Annotated in this window: 14 protein-coding genes; 10 read left to right on the forward strand and 4 right to left on the reverse strand. The window is 44.8% G+C overall.

Annotated elements, in window-relative coordinates; genetic code table 11:
• Nucleotides 1–133 precede the first annotated feature (133 nt).
• Nucleotides 134–1,030, forward strand: coding sequence for a LysR family transcriptional regulator (locus AC5O63_RS05885; RefSeq protein WP_494504268.1), 897 nt, complete (start codon nucleotides 134–136; stop codon nucleotides 1,028–1,030).
• A gap of 89 nt (nucleotides 1,031–1,119) precedes the next feature.
• Here the strand turns inward: AC5O63_RS05885 and AC5O63_RS05890 are convergent, their stop codons facing one another.
• Together AC5O63_RS05890 and AC5O63_RS05895 are read right to left on the reverse strand one after the other, a co-directional pair.
• Nucleotides 1,120–1,698: an FMN-dependent NADH-azoreductase gene (locus AC5O63_RS05890; protein ID WP_367937169.1), complete on the reverse strand. Its 579-nt coding sequence runs from the start codon at nucleotides 1,696–1,698 to the stop codon at nucleotides 1,120–1,122.
• Between the two features lie 232 nt (nucleotides 1,699–1,930).
• Nucleotides 1,931–2,134, reverse strand: coding sequence for a hypothetical protein (locus tag AC5O63_RS05895; protein ID WP_171320148.1), 204 nt, complete (start codon nucleotides 2,132–2,134; stop codon nucleotides 1,931–1,933).
• Nucleotides 2,135–2,285: 151 nt separating this feature from the next.
• Here AC5O63_RS05895 and AC5O63_RS05900 point away from each other — a divergent pair, with 151 nt between their 5' ends.
• Genes AC5O63_RS05900 through AC5O63_RS05910 form a run of 3 tightly spaced genes read left to right on the forward strand, consistent with a single transcriptional unit; the run spans nucleotide 2,286 to nucleotide 4,532 of the window.
• Nucleotides 2,286–3,650 carry a DNA-3-methyladenine glycosylase 2 family protein gene (locus tag AC5O63_RS05900; protein ID WP_494504269.1) on the forward strand — a complete coding sequence of 455 codons (1,365 nt, stop codon included), beginning with the start codon at nucleotides 2,286–2,288 and terminating at the stop codon, nucleotides 3,648–3,650.
• Nucleotides 3,647–4,123: a methylated-DNA--[protein]-cysteine S-methyltransferase gene (locus AC5O63_RS05905; RefSeq protein WP_494504270.1), complete on the forward strand. Its 477-nt coding sequence runs from the start codon at nucleotides 3,647–3,649 to the stop codon at nucleotides 4,121–4,123. Before AC5O63_RS05900 ends, AC5O63_RS05905 begins: the two co-directional genes overlap by 4 nt.
• 4 nt (nucleotides 4,124–4,127) lie before the next feature.
• Complete coding sequence (locus tag AC5O63_RS05910; protein WP_425667594.1) at nucleotides 4,128–4,532, forward strand: hypothetical protein; 405 nt, start codon at nucleotides 4,128–4,130, stop codon at nucleotides 4,530–4,532.
• On the opposite strand, the gene nhaD is transcribed toward AC5O63_RS05910, so the two are convergent.
• Nucleotides 4,521–5,957 carry a sodium:proton antiporter NhaD gene (gene nhaD / locus AC5O63_RS05915; protein ID WP_494504271.1) on the reverse strand — a complete coding sequence of 479 codons (1,437 nt, stop codon included), beginning with the start codon at nucleotides 5,955–5,957 and terminating at the stop codon, nucleotides 4,521–4,523. The genes AC5O63_RS05910 and nhaD overlap by 12 nt on opposite strands.
• A 322-nt stretch (nucleotides 5,958–6,279) precedes the next feature.
• On the opposite strand from nhaD, the gene AC5O63_RS05920 reads away from it, so the two are divergent.
• The 3 genes from AC5O63_RS05920 to AC5O63_RS05930 are packed head-to-tail and all read left to right on the forward strand — an operon-like array spanning nucleotide 6,280 to nucleotide 8,618.
• Complete coding sequence (locus AC5O63_RS05920) at nucleotides 6,280–7,020, forward strand: nucleoside recognition domain-containing protein (protein ID WP_171320144.1); 741 nt, start codon at nucleotides 6,280–6,282, stop codon at nucleotides 7,018–7,020.
• Nucleotides 7,017–7,484: a YjiG family protein gene (locus AC5O63_RS05925; RefSeq protein ID WP_069668508.1), complete on the forward strand. Its 468-nt coding sequence runs from the start codon at nucleotides 7,017–7,019 to the stop codon at nucleotides 7,482–7,484. Before AC5O63_RS05920 ends, AC5O63_RS05925 begins: the two co-directional genes overlap by 4 nt.
• A 9-nt stretch (nucleotides 7,485–7,493) precedes the next feature.
• Nucleotides 7,494–8,618, forward strand: a complete 1,125-nt coding sequence (locus AC5O63_RS05930; RefSeq protein ID WP_494504272.1) for a M20 family metallopeptidase — start codon at nucleotides 7,494–7,496, stop codon at nucleotides 8,616–8,618.
• Between the two features lie 60 nt (nucleotides 8,619–8,678).
• On the opposite strand, the gene AC5O63_RS05935 is transcribed toward AC5O63_RS05930, so the two are convergent.
• The gene (locus AC5O63_RS05935) at nucleotides 8,679–9,578 is read right to left on the reverse strand and encodes a LysR family transcriptional regulator (RefSeq protein ID WP_494504273.1); all 900 of its coding nucleotides are present in this window, start codon (nucleotides 9,576–9,578) and stop codon (nucleotides 8,679–8,681) included.
• Nucleotides 9,579–9,698: 120 nt separating this feature from the next.
• Here AC5O63_RS05935 and AC5O63_RS05940 point away from each other — a divergent pair, with 120 nt between their 5' ends.
• From AC5O63_RS05940 to AC5O63_RS05950, 3 genes are all read left to right on the forward strand, one after another.
• Complete coding sequence (locus AC5O63_RS05940) at nucleotides 9,699–11,717, forward strand: alkyl/aryl-sulfatase (RefSeq protein ID WP_494504274.1); 2,019 nt, start codon at nucleotides 9,699–9,701, stop codon at nucleotides 11,715–11,717.
• A gap of 140 nt (nucleotides 11,718–11,857) precedes the next feature.
• On the forward strand, nucleotides 11,858–12,781 hold the full coding sequence (locus AC5O63_RS05945; RefSeq protein WP_171320140.1) for an AraC family transcriptional regulator: 924 nt from the start codon (nucleotides 11,858–11,860) through the stop codon (nucleotides 12,779–12,781).
• A gap of 140 nt (nucleotides 12,782–12,921) precedes the next feature.
• Nucleotides 12,922–15,072 (forward strand): TonB-dependent siderophore receptor, encoded by a 2,151-nt coding sequence (locus tag AC5O63_RS05950; protein WP_494504275.1) that lies wholly within the window; start codon nucleotides 12,922–12,924, stop codon nucleotides 15,070–15,072.
• Nucleotides 15,073–15,148 lie beyond the last annotated feature (76 nt).

Raw genomic sequence — 15,148 nt, forward strand, 5'->3', positions numbered from 1 at the left:
AAAGAAAAACAAAACATTTTTATCTTAACTATCGAATAGTTTTATTAAATTTAGATAACACTTTAGTGACTTGAAGATGATAAAAAATTACCGTTCTTGCTAACCTTTCAAGATTGTCGGTAGAGGAAATCCCATGGACGTAAAAGTCTTTAGAACGTTTTTAGAACTGGCGCAAGTAAGGCACTTTGGTAAGGCTGCAGAAAACCTGTACATCACCCAAGCGGCTGTGAGCGCGCGAATTAAGCAGCTAGAAAGCTATTTTGATACCCAGCTGTTTATTCGTGATCGTAACAACATCAAACTCACCTCGGCGGGCGAAAGACTGATTGGTTACGCTGAGGTCATGGTCAGCACCTTACAGCAAGCAAAATTAGAGTTGTCGTTGGAAAGCGGCAAGGCTTTGCAATTAACTTTAGGTGGAACTCCCAACGTCTGGGATGCATATCTACAGAATTGTCTGAGCCTGGTCACCGACGAGTTCGAAGGCTATGGCTTTATGGCTGAGATCATGGGACGCGAAGCCTTAATGAGAAACCTACAAGAGCGAACCCTAGATATGGCGTTCGCTTTTGATCAAATCAAAGCTGACGAGCTTAATTGTAAGAAAGTCGCCGATGTTGTGCTATCTCTGGTGTCTACCAGTGAAGATGCGGTTGAGTCGGTATTTGAAGACAAATATGTCTATGTGGATTGGGGAACGAAATTCGCCTCAGAGCACGCTGAGCGTCATCCGAAGATCCCTGCGCCTTACTTGCGCACGTCGACCGCTCGTATCGCATTGGACTTTATCCTTGAAAAGGGTGGCAGTGCCTACCTACCTGCTTCGTTAGTTGAGCCTTTCCTTGCTTCTGGTCAGCTACATAAGGTTGAAGGGGTGGAAGATTGGTATCGACCAATCTATTTGAGCTATCGTAAAGCGAGCACATCGATTGAAGCGATTAAACAAGTGGAAGAGCTAGTCAAAACTATCGATCCGGTAACGGCGTACAGTCTTCAACAAATGGCAGATTTGCCAATAGATGACGAATAGTATTTCGCTTTAACAAGATGTAAAAACGCCTCGCTTTTAGCGAGGCGTTTAGTATCTGATTACCCTCAGTCTTTTAAAGAAAGAGCCTCTTAAACCAAGCTGACTAGTTGTTTTAGTGCGTCTTCACGAGCAGCTTGAGCAGTTTCTTCGCCCATATTAAGCGCTTCAGCATAGACAAACTCAACTTCTGTAATACCAATAAAGCCAAGCATAGTGGTGACGTAGCTTTCAATTGAGTTACGCGGAGAGTCTTTGTGTAGACCACCACGAGTGGTGACGACAATCGCTTTCTTATTCTCGATTAAACCCACAGGGCCATTTTCGGTATAAGTGAAAGTCACACCTGCACGGGCGATAATATCGAACCAGTTTTTTAGCTGTGTCGGGACCATAAAGTTGTACATCGGTGCTGCGATAACCAGTTGGTCTGCTGCTTTCAGCTCTTCAATCAACTGATCTGAAAGAGCAAGTGCCGCTTGTTGCTCGTCCGAAAGATCGTCTCCGCCACGTAGCGCTGTAGCAACACTCATATCCAGTACTGGTACTGGGTTTGCAGCCAAGTCACGCTCAATAATGCCAGTTTTACCTTCAAGTGCGTGATCAATCAGTTGGTTTGATTGAGAGTGAGGGCCCAAAATGCTGGATTTCAGTACAAGTGTATTGGTCATAATCATGTCTCTTATCTATAGAGGTTCGAATCATTCAAACCTTGTTGTCTCTTTATGAAAAGAGTATAGGGAGACGCAGATCTACTAATAACTAGTTGAGTTTGAGCATAATGTTCAAAATTTTTGAATAAGAGTGAGCAGAGGAAAGTTGAGTAAGTCTACGGCCGCTTTCCTGCACAACTTTTTTGGATGAGGTGGAAACCAGTCGCGAATCCACCTAGCTAATCAAAGCTCACATACTCATTAGACTTTCGATTGATTCTTCAATACTCAGCTCGTGAAAGCTTTGGATCGCATTTCCATCAAAGGTATCAATCAGTATTCGATGAATATTGGTTGGTCCGTGTTGATCAATGATGCCGAGAGTTTGTTCAACATTGTCACACGTCATAGTGAGCTCGTCATTGAGCACAATAGTGCAAGAGTGCAGGTTCATAGCCAACTTCCTTATTATTTTTTAGTCTGCATTAATAACTTTAGAAGAAGAAAAACAGTTGGCAAATTCGATACAGTTCCGAAAATGGCTAGTAATTATTGTGTGAAGATTTAGACTTTGGGTAACAGTTTGAACAATATCGGAAAAGCACATGGAAAGTGGCCTTGTCACCCTGACACAAAAAGATTGTCATAACGCCAGAATAGCCCGCGATAGCAGGTTTGACGGGCGATTTTATGTGGCAGTTAAAACGACAGGCATCTTCTGCCGACCTATTTGTCCTGCAAATCTACCTAAAGAAGAGAACGTAGAGTATTACTTCGATAAAGCGCAAGCTCTGCAAGCCGGTTATCGTCCTTGTTTGCGTTGCAGGCCAGATAGCGCGCCAAGCTCTTGGGCGTGGAAAGGGGTGGAAGTGACCTTTCAGCGCGCGGTAAAGCTGATAGAGCAGGGCGCACTGCATCATGCCTCTTTGGTTGAACTGTCTGAGCGATTAGGAATTAGTGATCGCTATCTGCGCAAGCTTTTCAACCAATACCTTGGCATGTCACCGAAGCAGTATGCGCTTTATTATCAACTGATGTTTGCTAAGCAATTGCTTCATACCAGTCACTTGTCGATCACTGATGTTGCTCTGGCGAGTGGTTTTAATAGTGTACGACGTTTTAATGATGCGTTTAAACAAGTTATGAAGTTGCCTCCCTCTCAGGTAAGAAAGAGTAGTTCGATTCAAACGGAATCTAATCATGTGGATCTCGCTTTTCGCGGTCCACTGGATTGGCAACATATGTTGGACTTCTATCATTTGAGAGCGATATCAGGGTTAGAAACAGTGACGGATACTGGCTATCAAAGGCACTTTGAGTTGGAAGGACAAGCAGGCTGGTTTGCGATCTCTAACCCCAAGCCCGGTATTATGCGTGTCGAGTTTAAGCTTGATGATATGTCGCTACTGAGAAGCTTGGTCAATCAATTAAGGCGTATGTTCGATCTCGATAGTGATGTATTGCAGATCGAGCAGCACTTATCTGATATTGAACCACAACTCGTCAAATGCTCTGGTATTCGCATTCCTGGTGTTTGGAGTACGTGGGAAGCAGGTGTTCGTGCGATTCTTGGTCAGCAAGTTTCGATTAAGGCCGCGATTGGTCAGTTGAACTTATTAGTGAATACTTTACAACCTGAGTGTGTGACACATTTTCCCACACCTTCAGAAGTCGCAGCGGCTGATTTGAGCTTCTTACGCATGCCGCAAAGTCGTAAAGAAACACTGTCACGCTTTGCACACTTTATGATTGAAGGATTTGAGGCACCATTAGATTCTTGGTTAGAACTGAAAGGTGTTGGGCCTTGGACGGTCAACTACGCGCGTTTGCGTGGTGCTTCTGAACCAAACTGTTTTCTGGATGGGGATTTGGTGGTGAAAAAAGCCCTTGATCAGTTCCCTAAATTATCGGCTGCGACGGCTTCTCCTTGGGGGAGCTACGCAACATTCCATTGCTGGAGTCATGCATGAATAATCGTTACACCACCTATGTTTCACCATTAGGGACAATTACACTGCAAGCCAATGAAAAAGGTTTGCTTGGCGTTTGGTTTGAAATTCAGACAACACAACCTGAAGAGTTAGGTCAATTGTCGGAAAATGATCCTATACTTATTAAAGCAATCAAGCAGTTAGAAGAGTATTTTTCTGGCGATAGAACGGAGTTTGATTTACCAATTTCAGCGGTTGGAACTGAGTTTCAGCAGCAAGTATGGAAGGCGCTGATGACCATTCCATACGGTGAAACTTGGAGCTATCAAGATTTGGCCAACGCTATCGGTAACCCCAAAGCAGTAAGGGCCGTCGGGCTAGCCAACGGAAAGAACCCTGTCTCGGTGATTGTGCCCTGCCATAGAGTCATAGGCAAAAATGGCAAGCTTACTGGATACGCGGGTGGTGTAGAAAGAAAATCTAAGCTTCTGGAACTAGAACAAATGGAGTAACGCCATGGTTAAGCAGCAATCTGTTATAGCGATATTACTTTCTAGCGTAGTGTCAGTAACTCTGTTTGGCTGCACAGAAGAAAAAGCAGAGCGCATGCTTAATAAAGAAACCTACTCTTTTACAGGGGTGTTTGAGAATCACTACAATAGCGACTTACTTGAATTCAAAGATGCTAAAGTGACTTATATCAACTCTGAAGGGCTTGATTTTACCAAGCCCTTTGAGGTTGATGAAGACCATTTAACGATTCAAATGCGCAACAGCTCGAAGGAAAAACGTGAAGATATTGTGATGCGTATCCATGGTCAGAGTGAGCTTCTGACTTGCAATGTCTGCGCAAAGTATGACATTGCAAGTATCTGGTTGAAGAAAGATTTTGTGCCCCCTACGGCGCCGTTAAGTGAATAAGCTTCCGTTGAGCATCATATGAACCGCAATACTCGCAGCATAACCAATTGCAATCACCGGCATCCATTTTAGGTGACCAAAGAAGGTGTACTTACCGTGAGCCGCTCCCATCAAAGCCACACCTGCCGCAGAACCAATAGAAAGTAAACTACCACCCACACCCGCGGTTAAAGTGACCAGTAGCCAGTTACCCATATCCATTGCAGGTTCCATGGTGAGTACAGCAAACATCACCGGAATGTTGTCGACGATGGCTGAAAGAATACCAACCATGACGTTAGCCCAAATAGGATCCCATTGGGTGTACATCACTTCTGAGATCATTCCTAGATAACCAAGTAAGCTTAAGCCGCCTACACACATAACGACGCCGTAGAAGAAGAGTAGCGTGTCCCACTCGGCGTGGGACACGCGTCGGAATACATCGAATGGCACCACAGAGCCTAAGCGCTTTAACGCAATATCATCTCGGTTCTCGATTGCAATCAAGGATTTCTTATGTAGAGAGGCTTTGAGCGTTCTGCGCAGGAAGAAGCCAAAGAATTGTAGGTATGCTAGGCCCATCATCATGCCAATCACTGGCGGGAAGTGTAGCACCGCATGGAAGGCCACCGCGGTTGCGATAGTGAGGATAAACAGGGCAACGATTCGTCTTGCACCACGTTTGAGTTCGACATGCTGGTGGACAACATTTGGGCTCGCGTCCGGCACAAACATCGACATGATAATCGCGGGCAAAACATAGTTAACGACTGACGGAATAAACAGCGGCATAAACTCAGCAAACGAGACGTGGCCTGCTTGCCAAACCATTAAGGTCGTAATATCACCGAACGGGCTAAATGCACCGCCGGCATTTGCTGCAATGACTATGTTGATACACGCAAGGTTAATAAATTTGGTGTTGTCTCCTGCCACTTTCATCACCACAGCACACATGAGTAGCGCCGTAGTGAGGTTATCGGCAATCGGTGAAATGAAAAATGCCAATATACCAGTCAGCCAAAACAGGGTTTTAAAGTTAAAGCCTTTACCCACCATCCAAGCTTGTAAGGCATCAAATAGCCGCCTTTCTTCCATTGCACTGATGTAGGTCATGGCGACGAGCAAGAACAGGAGCAGCTCTGCATACTCAAGCAAATTATGCTCTAACGCCGCTTTAGCTACCTCGATTTGATCGTGCTGGGAATACACGTAACCGATCATTGCCCAAATGATACCGGCTGCAAGTAGAACCGGTTTTGACTTCCTAAGTTGCAGATACTCTTCCAGCATCACAAGGGTATAAGCGATGCCGAAAATGATCAGCGCGGCATAACCTATGGTTGACTGGGTAAGAGGGAGTATTTGATAAGAAGAAGATGCGGCGAATGTTGAAAAGGGCAGAAAAAAAAGGGCGACAAAAATGGACCACTGCAATTTCATACTTTCACTCCTTTGAAAGCGGATTGTTGTTTTATGTTTTGTAGTTCCATTCTAAAGACGAATACGTTTTACGTATGTGAAGTAGGTTTGATCTGCTTGAATTGTCAGCGATTAATTAACAAGTTATGAATCTTTATGATGTGCAATGTTGATTTATTGGTGTGGTTTGATGTGCTATTTATGCGAGCAATCACAAAATATGATCGCGATTGAAAGGGGAAACATAAGTCGTATTACTACTTGATACGGATCATCATACTGCGCGACGCTTTACCTCATGATCCTATGTGTTCTGTTCCACATATGAATACATAGGTGAATTATGTCTAATCCAACTCAAAAAGAGCGAAAGGTAACATGGGGCTGCTATGCCGCCTTGGCCTTCGCAGTAGTGTTTTTCTCTGGCTTGATGAAGTCGAACGAATGGTATGGGGTGCTTGACTTTACCACCTTGAACGGCTCGTTTGGTTCTGTTGCTTATGATGTCAAAGAGACTGCAGAAGGCGTTGAAGCCGCGACTACTTCTCTACGTGGTAAAGGCGGTAGTGGTGCGCGCGATGGCTTTATCTTTGCTCTAACACTAATCCCGACGGTTATGTTCGCACTTGGTGTGATCAACGTACTTGAGCATTATGGTGCACTGGATGCGGCGCGTAAACTGCTCTCTCCTCTATTACGTCCTTTAATGGGCATTCCAGGCAGCTCTGGTCTTGCCTTGATTGCGTCTCTGCAAAGTACCGACGCGGGTGCAGCTATGACGCGTCAGCTTAAAGACGAAGGGCGACTCACCAAGCGTGAAACGGATGTCTTTACCATGTTCCAGTTCACCGCGGGTGCAACCATCGTTAACTTCTTCTCATCGGGAGCGGTACTTTTCACCTTAACTTTGGCTGATGGTTCTCTAGCGGTGACTTCGTCTATTGGCCTCGCTGTCGCGATTATGTTCATCTTCAAATTTATCGGCGCGAATCTATTCCGCATTTATCTCAACATCACGGAAGGTAAAGAAGGCAAACAAGACAAAGATAATGCACAAAATCTAAAAGAGGAGACAGCACAATGAGCGAAGTACAAGCGAAAAAGCCAATGGTAACCGACATCTTCGTTGAGGGTGCTAAGAAAGGCTGGGTAATTGCGACAACCTCGACTGTCCCTAATGTATTGATGGCATTTGTGATCATCAAAGCATTGCAAATTACTGGTGCATTGGATTTGATGGGTACAATCTTCTCTCCAATTATGGCGGTGTTTGGTCTACCGGGAGAGGCAGCTGCAGTTCTGATTGGTGCTTGGATGTCGATGGGTGGCGCGGTAGGTGTGGTCATCACTCTGTTTGACCAAGGCATTCTTAACGGCGCACATATCGCGATTCTTGCCCCTGCCATCTATCTGATGGGTTCTCAAGTTCAATACATGGGACGCATCATGGGCCCAATCGGCACTGAAGGTCGCTACATTCCTGTAATGATCGCTATCTCAGTACTTAACGCATTCGGTGCAATGCTTGTCATGAACTTGTTTGTGTAGAGGTTAACGATGAATTTCTCTTTAAATGAGTATTTAGAAGAACTGCGTCCTTTAATCGATGTGGACTGCGGCACTTACACACTTGATGGCATCGAATTTATCGCTTCTCAGTTTGAAGCTAAGTTCCAAGCGCTATCGGGATGGAGTGTTCAGCGTATTGATTGCGCTAAAGCTGGCGTTGGCTTACAGATTCGCAATAAGCCTCAAGCTGAGCAGATTGATGTGATGCTAGTAGGCCACATGGATACTGTGTTCCCGGTCGGGACAGCGGAACTAAGGCCGATGTCCCTTGACCAAGAAAAAGCCTATGGTCCTGGCGTGTCAGATATGAAGTCTGGCTTACTCAATATTGTTTATGCAATGCGCAACCTTGACCAAGCGGTGCTAGATAAGCTTTCTATCTGTATTTGTATGAACCCAGACGAAGAGACTGGATCATTAGATTCTGTCGAGTGGATTCAATCCGTCGCTAAGCAAGCAAAAAACGTTTTGGTTGCTGAAGCGGCACGTGCTGATGGTGGTTTGGTTAAAGCTCGCAAGGGTATGGCACGTTACAAGCTGAGCTTTAATGGCGTTGCCGCGCACGCTGGAAATGAACCTGAGAAGGGGCGTAGCGCTATTACTGAAATGGCAAACTGGATCTTAGCCATTAATGGTATGACTAACTTTGAATCGGGCACGACACTTAATGTTGGGATTGTTTCAGGTGGTGCTGGCGCCAACATTGTACCTGAGCAAGCAGAGGCGATCGTTGATATCCGTTTCTGGAACAATGCGGAATACGATGAGGTCGATACAAAGCTCAACGGAATGGCGAAAACGCCATTTGTTGAAGGTGTGAAGATTGAGCTTGAGCGTGAAGCCTACAAACCTTCCATGGTGCCGAGCGCTGCAACTGAATCTTTGATGGCGTTGGTTGAACAATCTGCGCAAGAGCTATCGATTGATATCAACTGGAAGGAAGTCGGTGGTGGTTCCGATGCGAACAACACGGCGATTTTAGGTGTGCCAACACTAGATGGCCTTGGCCCAATCGGTGCGGGCTTCCACAGTGACCAAGAGTACTTGTTACTAGAATCCATCGAGCCACGTATCAATCTTTTAATGCGCGTGATTGAAAAGTTAGCGCACTAATCTCTTGCCTACATAGTTAACAAAAACAAGCCCCGATATTGATATCGGGGCTTTCTATTTTCAGCTTTCAAAGTAAGACTTAAGCTTCTCTCTTAACCATTGATTAGCGGGGCTATATTTCATCCGATTATGCGTCATCATTCGGTATTTAACCGGAAGGTTAGTAAACGGAGCATTAAGTACCTGTAAATCTAATTTGTCGGCAAATTGATCCGCAATGCTTCTTACCATGGCGGCTAGGCAGTTGCTGTTGGAAATCATAGTCATCTGTGACACGAGTGAGTCACACTCTGCGGCGACATTTCGCTCTGCAATTACTTCTTCAGTAAAATAATCGGCGAGATAGGCATCTTCCCGCCTCAGCTTTAATGTCACATGCTTTTCGTTATAAAACTGCTCTAAACTCAGTCCCCCTTTTATTCGAGGATGCTCTTTGCGGGCAATCACACACAGTTCATCGGTATAAAAATATTCGGAAAAAAAGGAGGGTGCGGAATAGTTGGCAAAATCAATGGCCAAATCTGCCTTTTGCTGGCTTAAGTTGTGGAGTAGTTTCTCTTCATTCGACTGCGTTGGGTGAAGTTCAATTTGCACCTTACCCAGTGTTGGGTCTGCTTCGATTTTTGGCAGCAGCATTAACATCATTGGCTCGGATGTATAAACGACAAAGCGACGTGAACTAGCAGTGCTGAATGACTCCATCCCTTCTATTGCGTTAGTAATCTGATTCAGTGCAGGTTCTATTTGACGGGCGAGTTCATGAGCTTGATGAGTTGGTGCGATGCCTCGACCTGAACGTATAAAAAGCTGAACGCCTAGTTGCTGCTGCAAACGCTTAAGCACGCCGCTCACACCGGGTTGAGTCAAGCCCAACACCTCTGCCGCGATGGTAATTGAGCGATGCTCGTAGACAGAGATAAATACTTTCAACAAATTCAGATCGATACTGCTTTCTTGCATCTAAGGTGCCCCAATACATCGTGATTTGTGATGTTTTAAATAAACATTGGTGTATATATTGTGATGTGTCAACCGAATAAAGTAGCCACGTACCCACAATAAGACCTAACGAGGCTCACTATGACTACCCGTTTTGCACCATCTGCTATTTCACTAGCGCTTATCGTTTCATTTTCAGCGGCCGCGGATTACGCCAGCTTAGATACCTATCAAGGAAAGCCTGCTTCAGAGCACACAAAGCAAGCTAATGAAGCATTAGCAAAGCAGTTACCTTGGCAAGACGTGACCGCATTTGAACGTACTCAAAAGGGGCTGATTGCAGAATTTGGCACTCACGAAGCGGGTGAATTAAAGAATCGTTTTGAGTATATGTCTGATATGAGTGTTGAGCAGTTACCTGCTTCGGTGAACCCTTCGATTTGGCGTCAAGGTATGCTCAATTACGCTGCGGGAGGCTTGTATCAAGTGACTGATGGCGTGTACCAAATTCGCGGTGCCGATCTCTCTAACATGACAATTTATCGTACTGTCAATGGCTACGTGATTCATGATCCGCTGTTATCCAAGCAAGCTGCTGCGGCCTCTTGGGAATTTGCCAAAATGCATCTGCCGAAAATAAATGGAGAGCATAAGATTACCGGTATGATTTACTCACACATGCATGCGGACCATTTTGGCGGTTCACGCGGCATTATAGAGTCGGGCGATTTTGTTAAAGATGCGCCAATCTATGCGCCTAACGATTTCATTAAAGAGCTAGCTGATGAAAATGTGATAGCGGGTACTGCCATGAGCCGTCGCGCTAACTATCAATATGGCACAACCTTGGATAACAATACCCAAGGCATTGTTGATAACGCGTTGGGCCTAGGCACTTCACGTGGCGAAGTCACTCTGGTTGCTCCGACAGTAGAAATAGAAGAGCGAGAAAAGGTCATTACTATTGATGGTCTAGACTTCCACGCGATAAACATGCCGGGTGCGGAAGCGCCAGCCGAAATAGTGCTTTATGTTCCGGAGTATCGTTCACTAAATACTGCAGAGCTTACTTACGATGGGATGCACAATATCTATACCTTCCGCGGAGCTAAAGTGCGTGATGCGCTAGTTTGGACAAAATACCTCACTGAACTCAAGCTGCGTTATGTCGATAGTGGCTTGGTCGATAATATTCATGCCGCTCACTCTGCACCTGTGTGGAATGATCCAGAGACTGAGAACAACGAAATCTCAGAATACATGACGCTACAGCGTGACAACTACGGTTTCATCCATAACCAAGCCATGCGCTTAGCAAACCATGGTGTGACTATTAACGATGTCGGTCGTGAAATCGAAAAGATTGTTCCGCAGTCGCAAATTGATACTTGGCATACCAACGGCTATCACGGTTCATACAGTCACAATGCTCGTGCAGTGGTCAACCTTTACCTTGGCTATCACGATATGAACCCAGTAAATACCAATCCACTCCAAACGACAGAAAAATCTTGTGTTTATGTCGAAGCAGCGGGGGCGGATGTACTGTTTAGCGCAGGGCAGAAACATTTCGAACATGGGCAATATCAGCAAGCCTCTCAGTTATTTAATGATTTAGTCCAGTGTGAACCAAGCAATATCGAGTATCGTTTTGCTCTGGCAGACAGTTTTGAACAGCAAGGCTACCAGTCAGAAACCATGGCGTGGCGCAACTCGTACTTGCAAGGAGCGGTAGAGCTGAGAACAGGAGAAATTAAACCGTCTATCAAACTGGCTTCTCCGGACGTCATTGCCAATACACCAACAGGTATGTTCCTAGATTTCCTAGCGGTAAGGCTCAATGCAGAGAAAGCTGAACAAGCTGAGTTGGACTTCAACTTTGGTATTCATCACCCTGATTTGAATGAATACTATTTTGGTGAAGTATCAAACTCGAACATGGCAAATATCCAAGTTGAAACCTTGCCAGAAACGGACGTAATGCTAGACATCAGCAAAACAGATATGACGGATATGGTGCTTGGAAAGGTAACTCTAAAAGAGCTTACTCAATCTGGAAAAGCGAAGCTTAAAGGGGATATTGCCTTAGTTGAAAAGCTAACCAGCAGCTTGGATGACTTTGACGGTATGTTTGAAATTTTGCCAATGCCGAATAAGTAACGATTAACTTCAACAAAGGCGCTTCGGTCATTATAGCCGAGGCGCTGTTGTATTGGGTTATGATACTCCGCAGATATTAATTCTCATTTACATTTCTGATACTATCCGTGATTCATCTAGAGGCAAAGAGTGGGAATCCAATGGATAACAGTATCGAGCGATTTTCAAATGGGTTTAATCGAGTCAGTAAACTGCTGTCGTACATCCATTCTCACTTACATTTGCCGCTAGGTTTGGATGAGCTCGCCCAACAAAGCTGTTGGTCTCGCTGGCAACTGCAACGCGTTTTTCAAGCTGAAACAGGACTCTCCGTTGCTAGCTATGTGCGAGAGTTAAAATTGAGCAGCGCTGCAGAGCAGCTATTGGATACCTCAGAGCGTGTGATTGATATTGGTTTATCGCTTGGTTTTAGTTCAGAGATCAGTTTTAGCCGCTCGTTTAAACAGAAATTCGGCATGAGTCCAAGAGCCTACCGTAAGTTAGGGCTCAGAACAGGACTACGTAAGCCGATAGAAAACCCAGCCGAGAGAAACTGTGCGCTAGTCGCGAGCTTTGTTGAGGTAAGAGTTGAGTCGAAGAGTGGCTTTTTGCTCAAAGGTATTCATGATGAAATTCATGGCTTGTTTTCGATTACCCCTGACTTTCAACAAAAAGTCCCACAGCTTTGGCGCAAGCTAGAAGAGACCGTCGCTAGCAGCACCTCAGAGCGTTTACCTGCTATGGGAGTGATTGATGTGACCCACAGCCACTTTGATGGCAGTAATATCCACTACTGGGCAGGCGTTGAGTTGGGTGAAATGCCACTTTATCCTCAGTTACCTTCATTGATATCAGACCAACTTGATACCCTCTCTGTCCCTAGCCAAACCTATGCCGTTATCAAACATAAGGGGCCAGTGGCTAACCTGCCTAAAACCTTAGAGTGGTTTGTTATTCATTGGCTGCCTAACTCTGGTTACAGGGGCGTCGATGGTTTTGAGCTGGAATGTTACCCTGCGCAATATGACCATTTATCTGACGAGGCAGAAATGGAGTATTGGGTACCTATTGCTGATTCTCTCTAGGCCAGTCTGCTTACTGTTGATAGTTAAATGAGTAAATCTGATAAAGATGCACCAAATTGTTAACTTTCTTCTTATTAGATTCGTACAATGCAAATGATATTTATTCTTAATTAGAAAAAGCATTGGTATTTGAGGGAATCATGACAACTCCAACCTATTTTAAGCGCTCAACCCTTTCATTGGCGCTGCTGACCGCCTTTTCACATCCAGTTTTAGCAGCGGACGAGACAAAACAAGACACAACCCAACTCGAAACCATTACGGTAATGGGCAAAGCCTATCGTAATACCGCAACGAAAACGGCCTTGGAGCCTGAGGAAACCCCGCAAGGTATAACGGTCATTGAAGGGGAGTTGCTCGAACAACGTGGTGTTAAATCTGTTTCTCAAGCATTGCGTTACGCACCGGGTGTGGTCACTGAACAAAAAGGTGCGGCAGTCACCATGTATGACAATTTCTCTATCCGAGGTTTCAATACAAACAACGTAAGTTACTACGATGGTCTGGTATTACCTTACTTACCTGGTTGGAACCTACAGCCTCAAATTGATCCAATTGCTATTCAGCAAATCGAAGTGTTTAAAGGGCCGACATCTGTTCTTTACGGTTCAATGCCACCAGGTGGGATGGTGAATATCATTGCCAAAAACCCACAAGTGGAAGATCGCACTTCTGTAGGCCTTGCAACAGGATCGCGTAATCTAGTCGAAGCTTCTATCGACTCAGCAGGTCAGATTGCTGATAGCGATTTTTCATACCGATTGGTTGCTTTAGCGCGTAAGCAAGATAGCCAAGTTAATGGCGCCGAAGAGGAGCGTTATGTCTTTGCGCCATCACTAGATTGGCAAGTCACTGACCGTACATTGATTAATTTCAACATGTACTACCAGAAAGATCCTGCCATGGGTATTAACTCATCTATGCCATTGGAAGTGCTGAAAGCGCAATCTCCATCCGTGTCAATGGGCGATGAGAACTGGAGCAAGTTTGAGCGTGACGTGTTTATGCTTGGCTACAAAATTAACCATGAGTTTAGTAATGATTGGTCGTTCTTACAGAATGCACGTTATATGGATGCCTCTCTCTACCAAGAGAATACTTATCATCGAGGCACAGGATTTAATGCATCAACTGGTCAGTTGACAAGAAGTATCTACTCTACAAATGAAAGTTCGAAAAGCTATGTGATTGACAACCAACTTTCTGGTTTAGTTGTTACTGGTGACTGGGAACATAACTTACTTCTCGGAATTGATTATCAAGATCTGACTGGTGACTCTTTGTATAAAGAGTACTCTGCAAACGCAGGTTTTTATGGCTTCAATGCCTATAAACCAAATAACAGTCTCTTAGATCGCAGCCAGATTAAAGAGGTCTACAAAGAAAACCATGATATTTCATACTCTCAGACTGGTTTCTATTTCCAAGACCAAATGCGCTATGACAACTTAGTACTGCTTGCTGGAGGTCGTTATGACTTGTTTAAGTCTAGTGATAAGAAAGTGAGTTCTAATCCTCCGGGTGATGGGACCGATAAATCTGACCACAATCAGTTCTCGTACCGCGTTGGTGCCCTGTATGAGTTAGCTAATGGCGTATCACCATTTGCAAGCTTTGCGACCAGCTTTGAGCCTGCCGCAGGCACAGATTCCAAAGGCAATTCGTTTAAACCGCAAACGGGAGAACAGTTTGAAGTGGGTATTAAGTACATGTCACCAGATATGTCGAAAAGCCTCACCGCTTCTTACTTCAATATTACGAAGAATGACAGCATCGTTGCCGATCCAGCTGATCCAACATATAGAGATAAAATCCAAGTTGGTAAAGTGCGTTCGCAAGGTTTAGAGCTAGAAGGACGTGCAGACTTAACGGAAAACTGGGATGTTCAGGCGTCATACACTTACATAGATATGAAAGTAACAGAGGCACTTGACCAGAAATCAGTCGGAACAACGCCGATTTATGTTCCTGAGCATAGTGCGACTCTGTGGACTAACTACTACGTCTATTCAGGCGTATTGTCTGGAATGAGATTTGGTGGTGGTGCTCGTTACATGGGTGAAATGCAGATGGATGCATCAAACACGCAAGGTAAAGTGCCATCTTACACCGTGGTTGATCTGTCATTGGGCTATGAACTTGGTAACATGAGTGAGGCTTTTTCTGGCGCTCAAGCAAACCTAGTTGTGAATAACGTATTTGATAAAGAGTACTACTCCTGTTTCGATAAAACGAACTGCTGGTTTGGCGCGGAGCAAAGTGTAGAGTTGAACGTTAAATACGACTTCTAATTGCACTCGTAACTTAGCTGTATTGCCTAGTAAACATTAAATTTCCCCCAATAGTTGGATAACCAATTATCGGGGG

It is taken from the genome of Vibrio sp. SCP2 (assembly GCF_059295395.1).

What these genes read in the sequence shown, in the direction of transcription:
- AC5O63_RS05905 (WP_494504270.1), top strand. Translation starts at nt 3,647, where the DNA reads ATGAATAATCGTTACACCACCTATGTTTCACCATTAGGGACAATTACA.
- AC5O63_RS05895 (WP_171320148.1), bottom strand. Translation starts at nt 2,134, where the DNA reads ATGAACCTGCACTCTTGCACTATTGTGCTCAATGACGAGCTCACTATG.
- AC5O63_RS05925 (WP_069668508.1), top strand. Translation starts at nt 7,017, where the DNA reads ATGAGCGAAGTACAAGCGAAAAAGCCAATGGTAACCGACATCTTCGTT.
- nhaD (WP_494504271.1), bottom strand. Translation starts at nt 5,957, where the DNA reads ATGAAATTGCAGTGGTCCATTTTTGTCGCCCTTTTTTTTCTGCCCTTT.
- AC5O63_RS05940 (WP_494504274.1), top strand. Translation starts at nt 9,699, where the DNA reads ATGACTACCCGTTTTGCACCATCTGCTATTTCACTAGCGCTTATCGTT.
- AC5O63_RS05945 (WP_171320140.1), top strand. Translation starts at nt 11,858, where the DNA reads ATGGATAACAGTATCGAGCGATTTTCAAATGGGTTTAATCGAGTCAGT.
- AC5O63_RS05890 (WP_367937169.1), bottom strand. Translation starts at nt 1,698, where the DNA reads ATGACCAATACACTTGTACTGAAATCCAGCATTTTGGGCCCTCACTCT.
- AC5O63_RS05910 (WP_425667594.1), top strand. Translation starts at nt 4,128, where the DNA reads ATGGTTAAGCAGCAATCTGTTATAGCGATATTACTTTCTAGCGTAGTG.
- AC5O63_RS05920 (WP_171320144.1), top strand. Translation starts at nt 6,280, where the DNA reads ATGTCTAATCCAACTCAAAAAGAGCGAAAGGTAACATGGGGCTGCTAT.
- AC5O63_RS05900 (WP_494504269.1), top strand. Translation starts at nt 2,286, where the DNA reads ATGGAAAGTGGCCTTGTCACCCTGACACAAAAAGATTGTCATAACGCC.
- AC5O63_RS05950 (WP_494504275.1), top strand. Translation starts at nt 12,922, where the DNA reads ATGACAACTCCAACCTATTTTAAGCGCTCAACCCTTTCATTGGCGCTG.
- AC5O63_RS05930 (WP_494504272.1), top strand. Translation starts at nt 7,494, where the DNA reads ATGAATTTCTCTTTAAATGAGTATTTAGAAGAACTGCGTCCTTTAATC.
- AC5O63_RS05885 (WP_494504268.1), top strand. Translation starts at nt 134, where the DNA reads ATGGACGTAAAAGTCTTTAGAACGTTTTTAGAACTGGCGCAAGTAAGG.
- AC5O63_RS05935 (WP_494504273.1), bottom strand. Translation starts at nt 9,578, where the DNA reads ATGCAAGAAAGCAGTATCGATCTGAATTTGTTGAAAGTATTTATCTCT.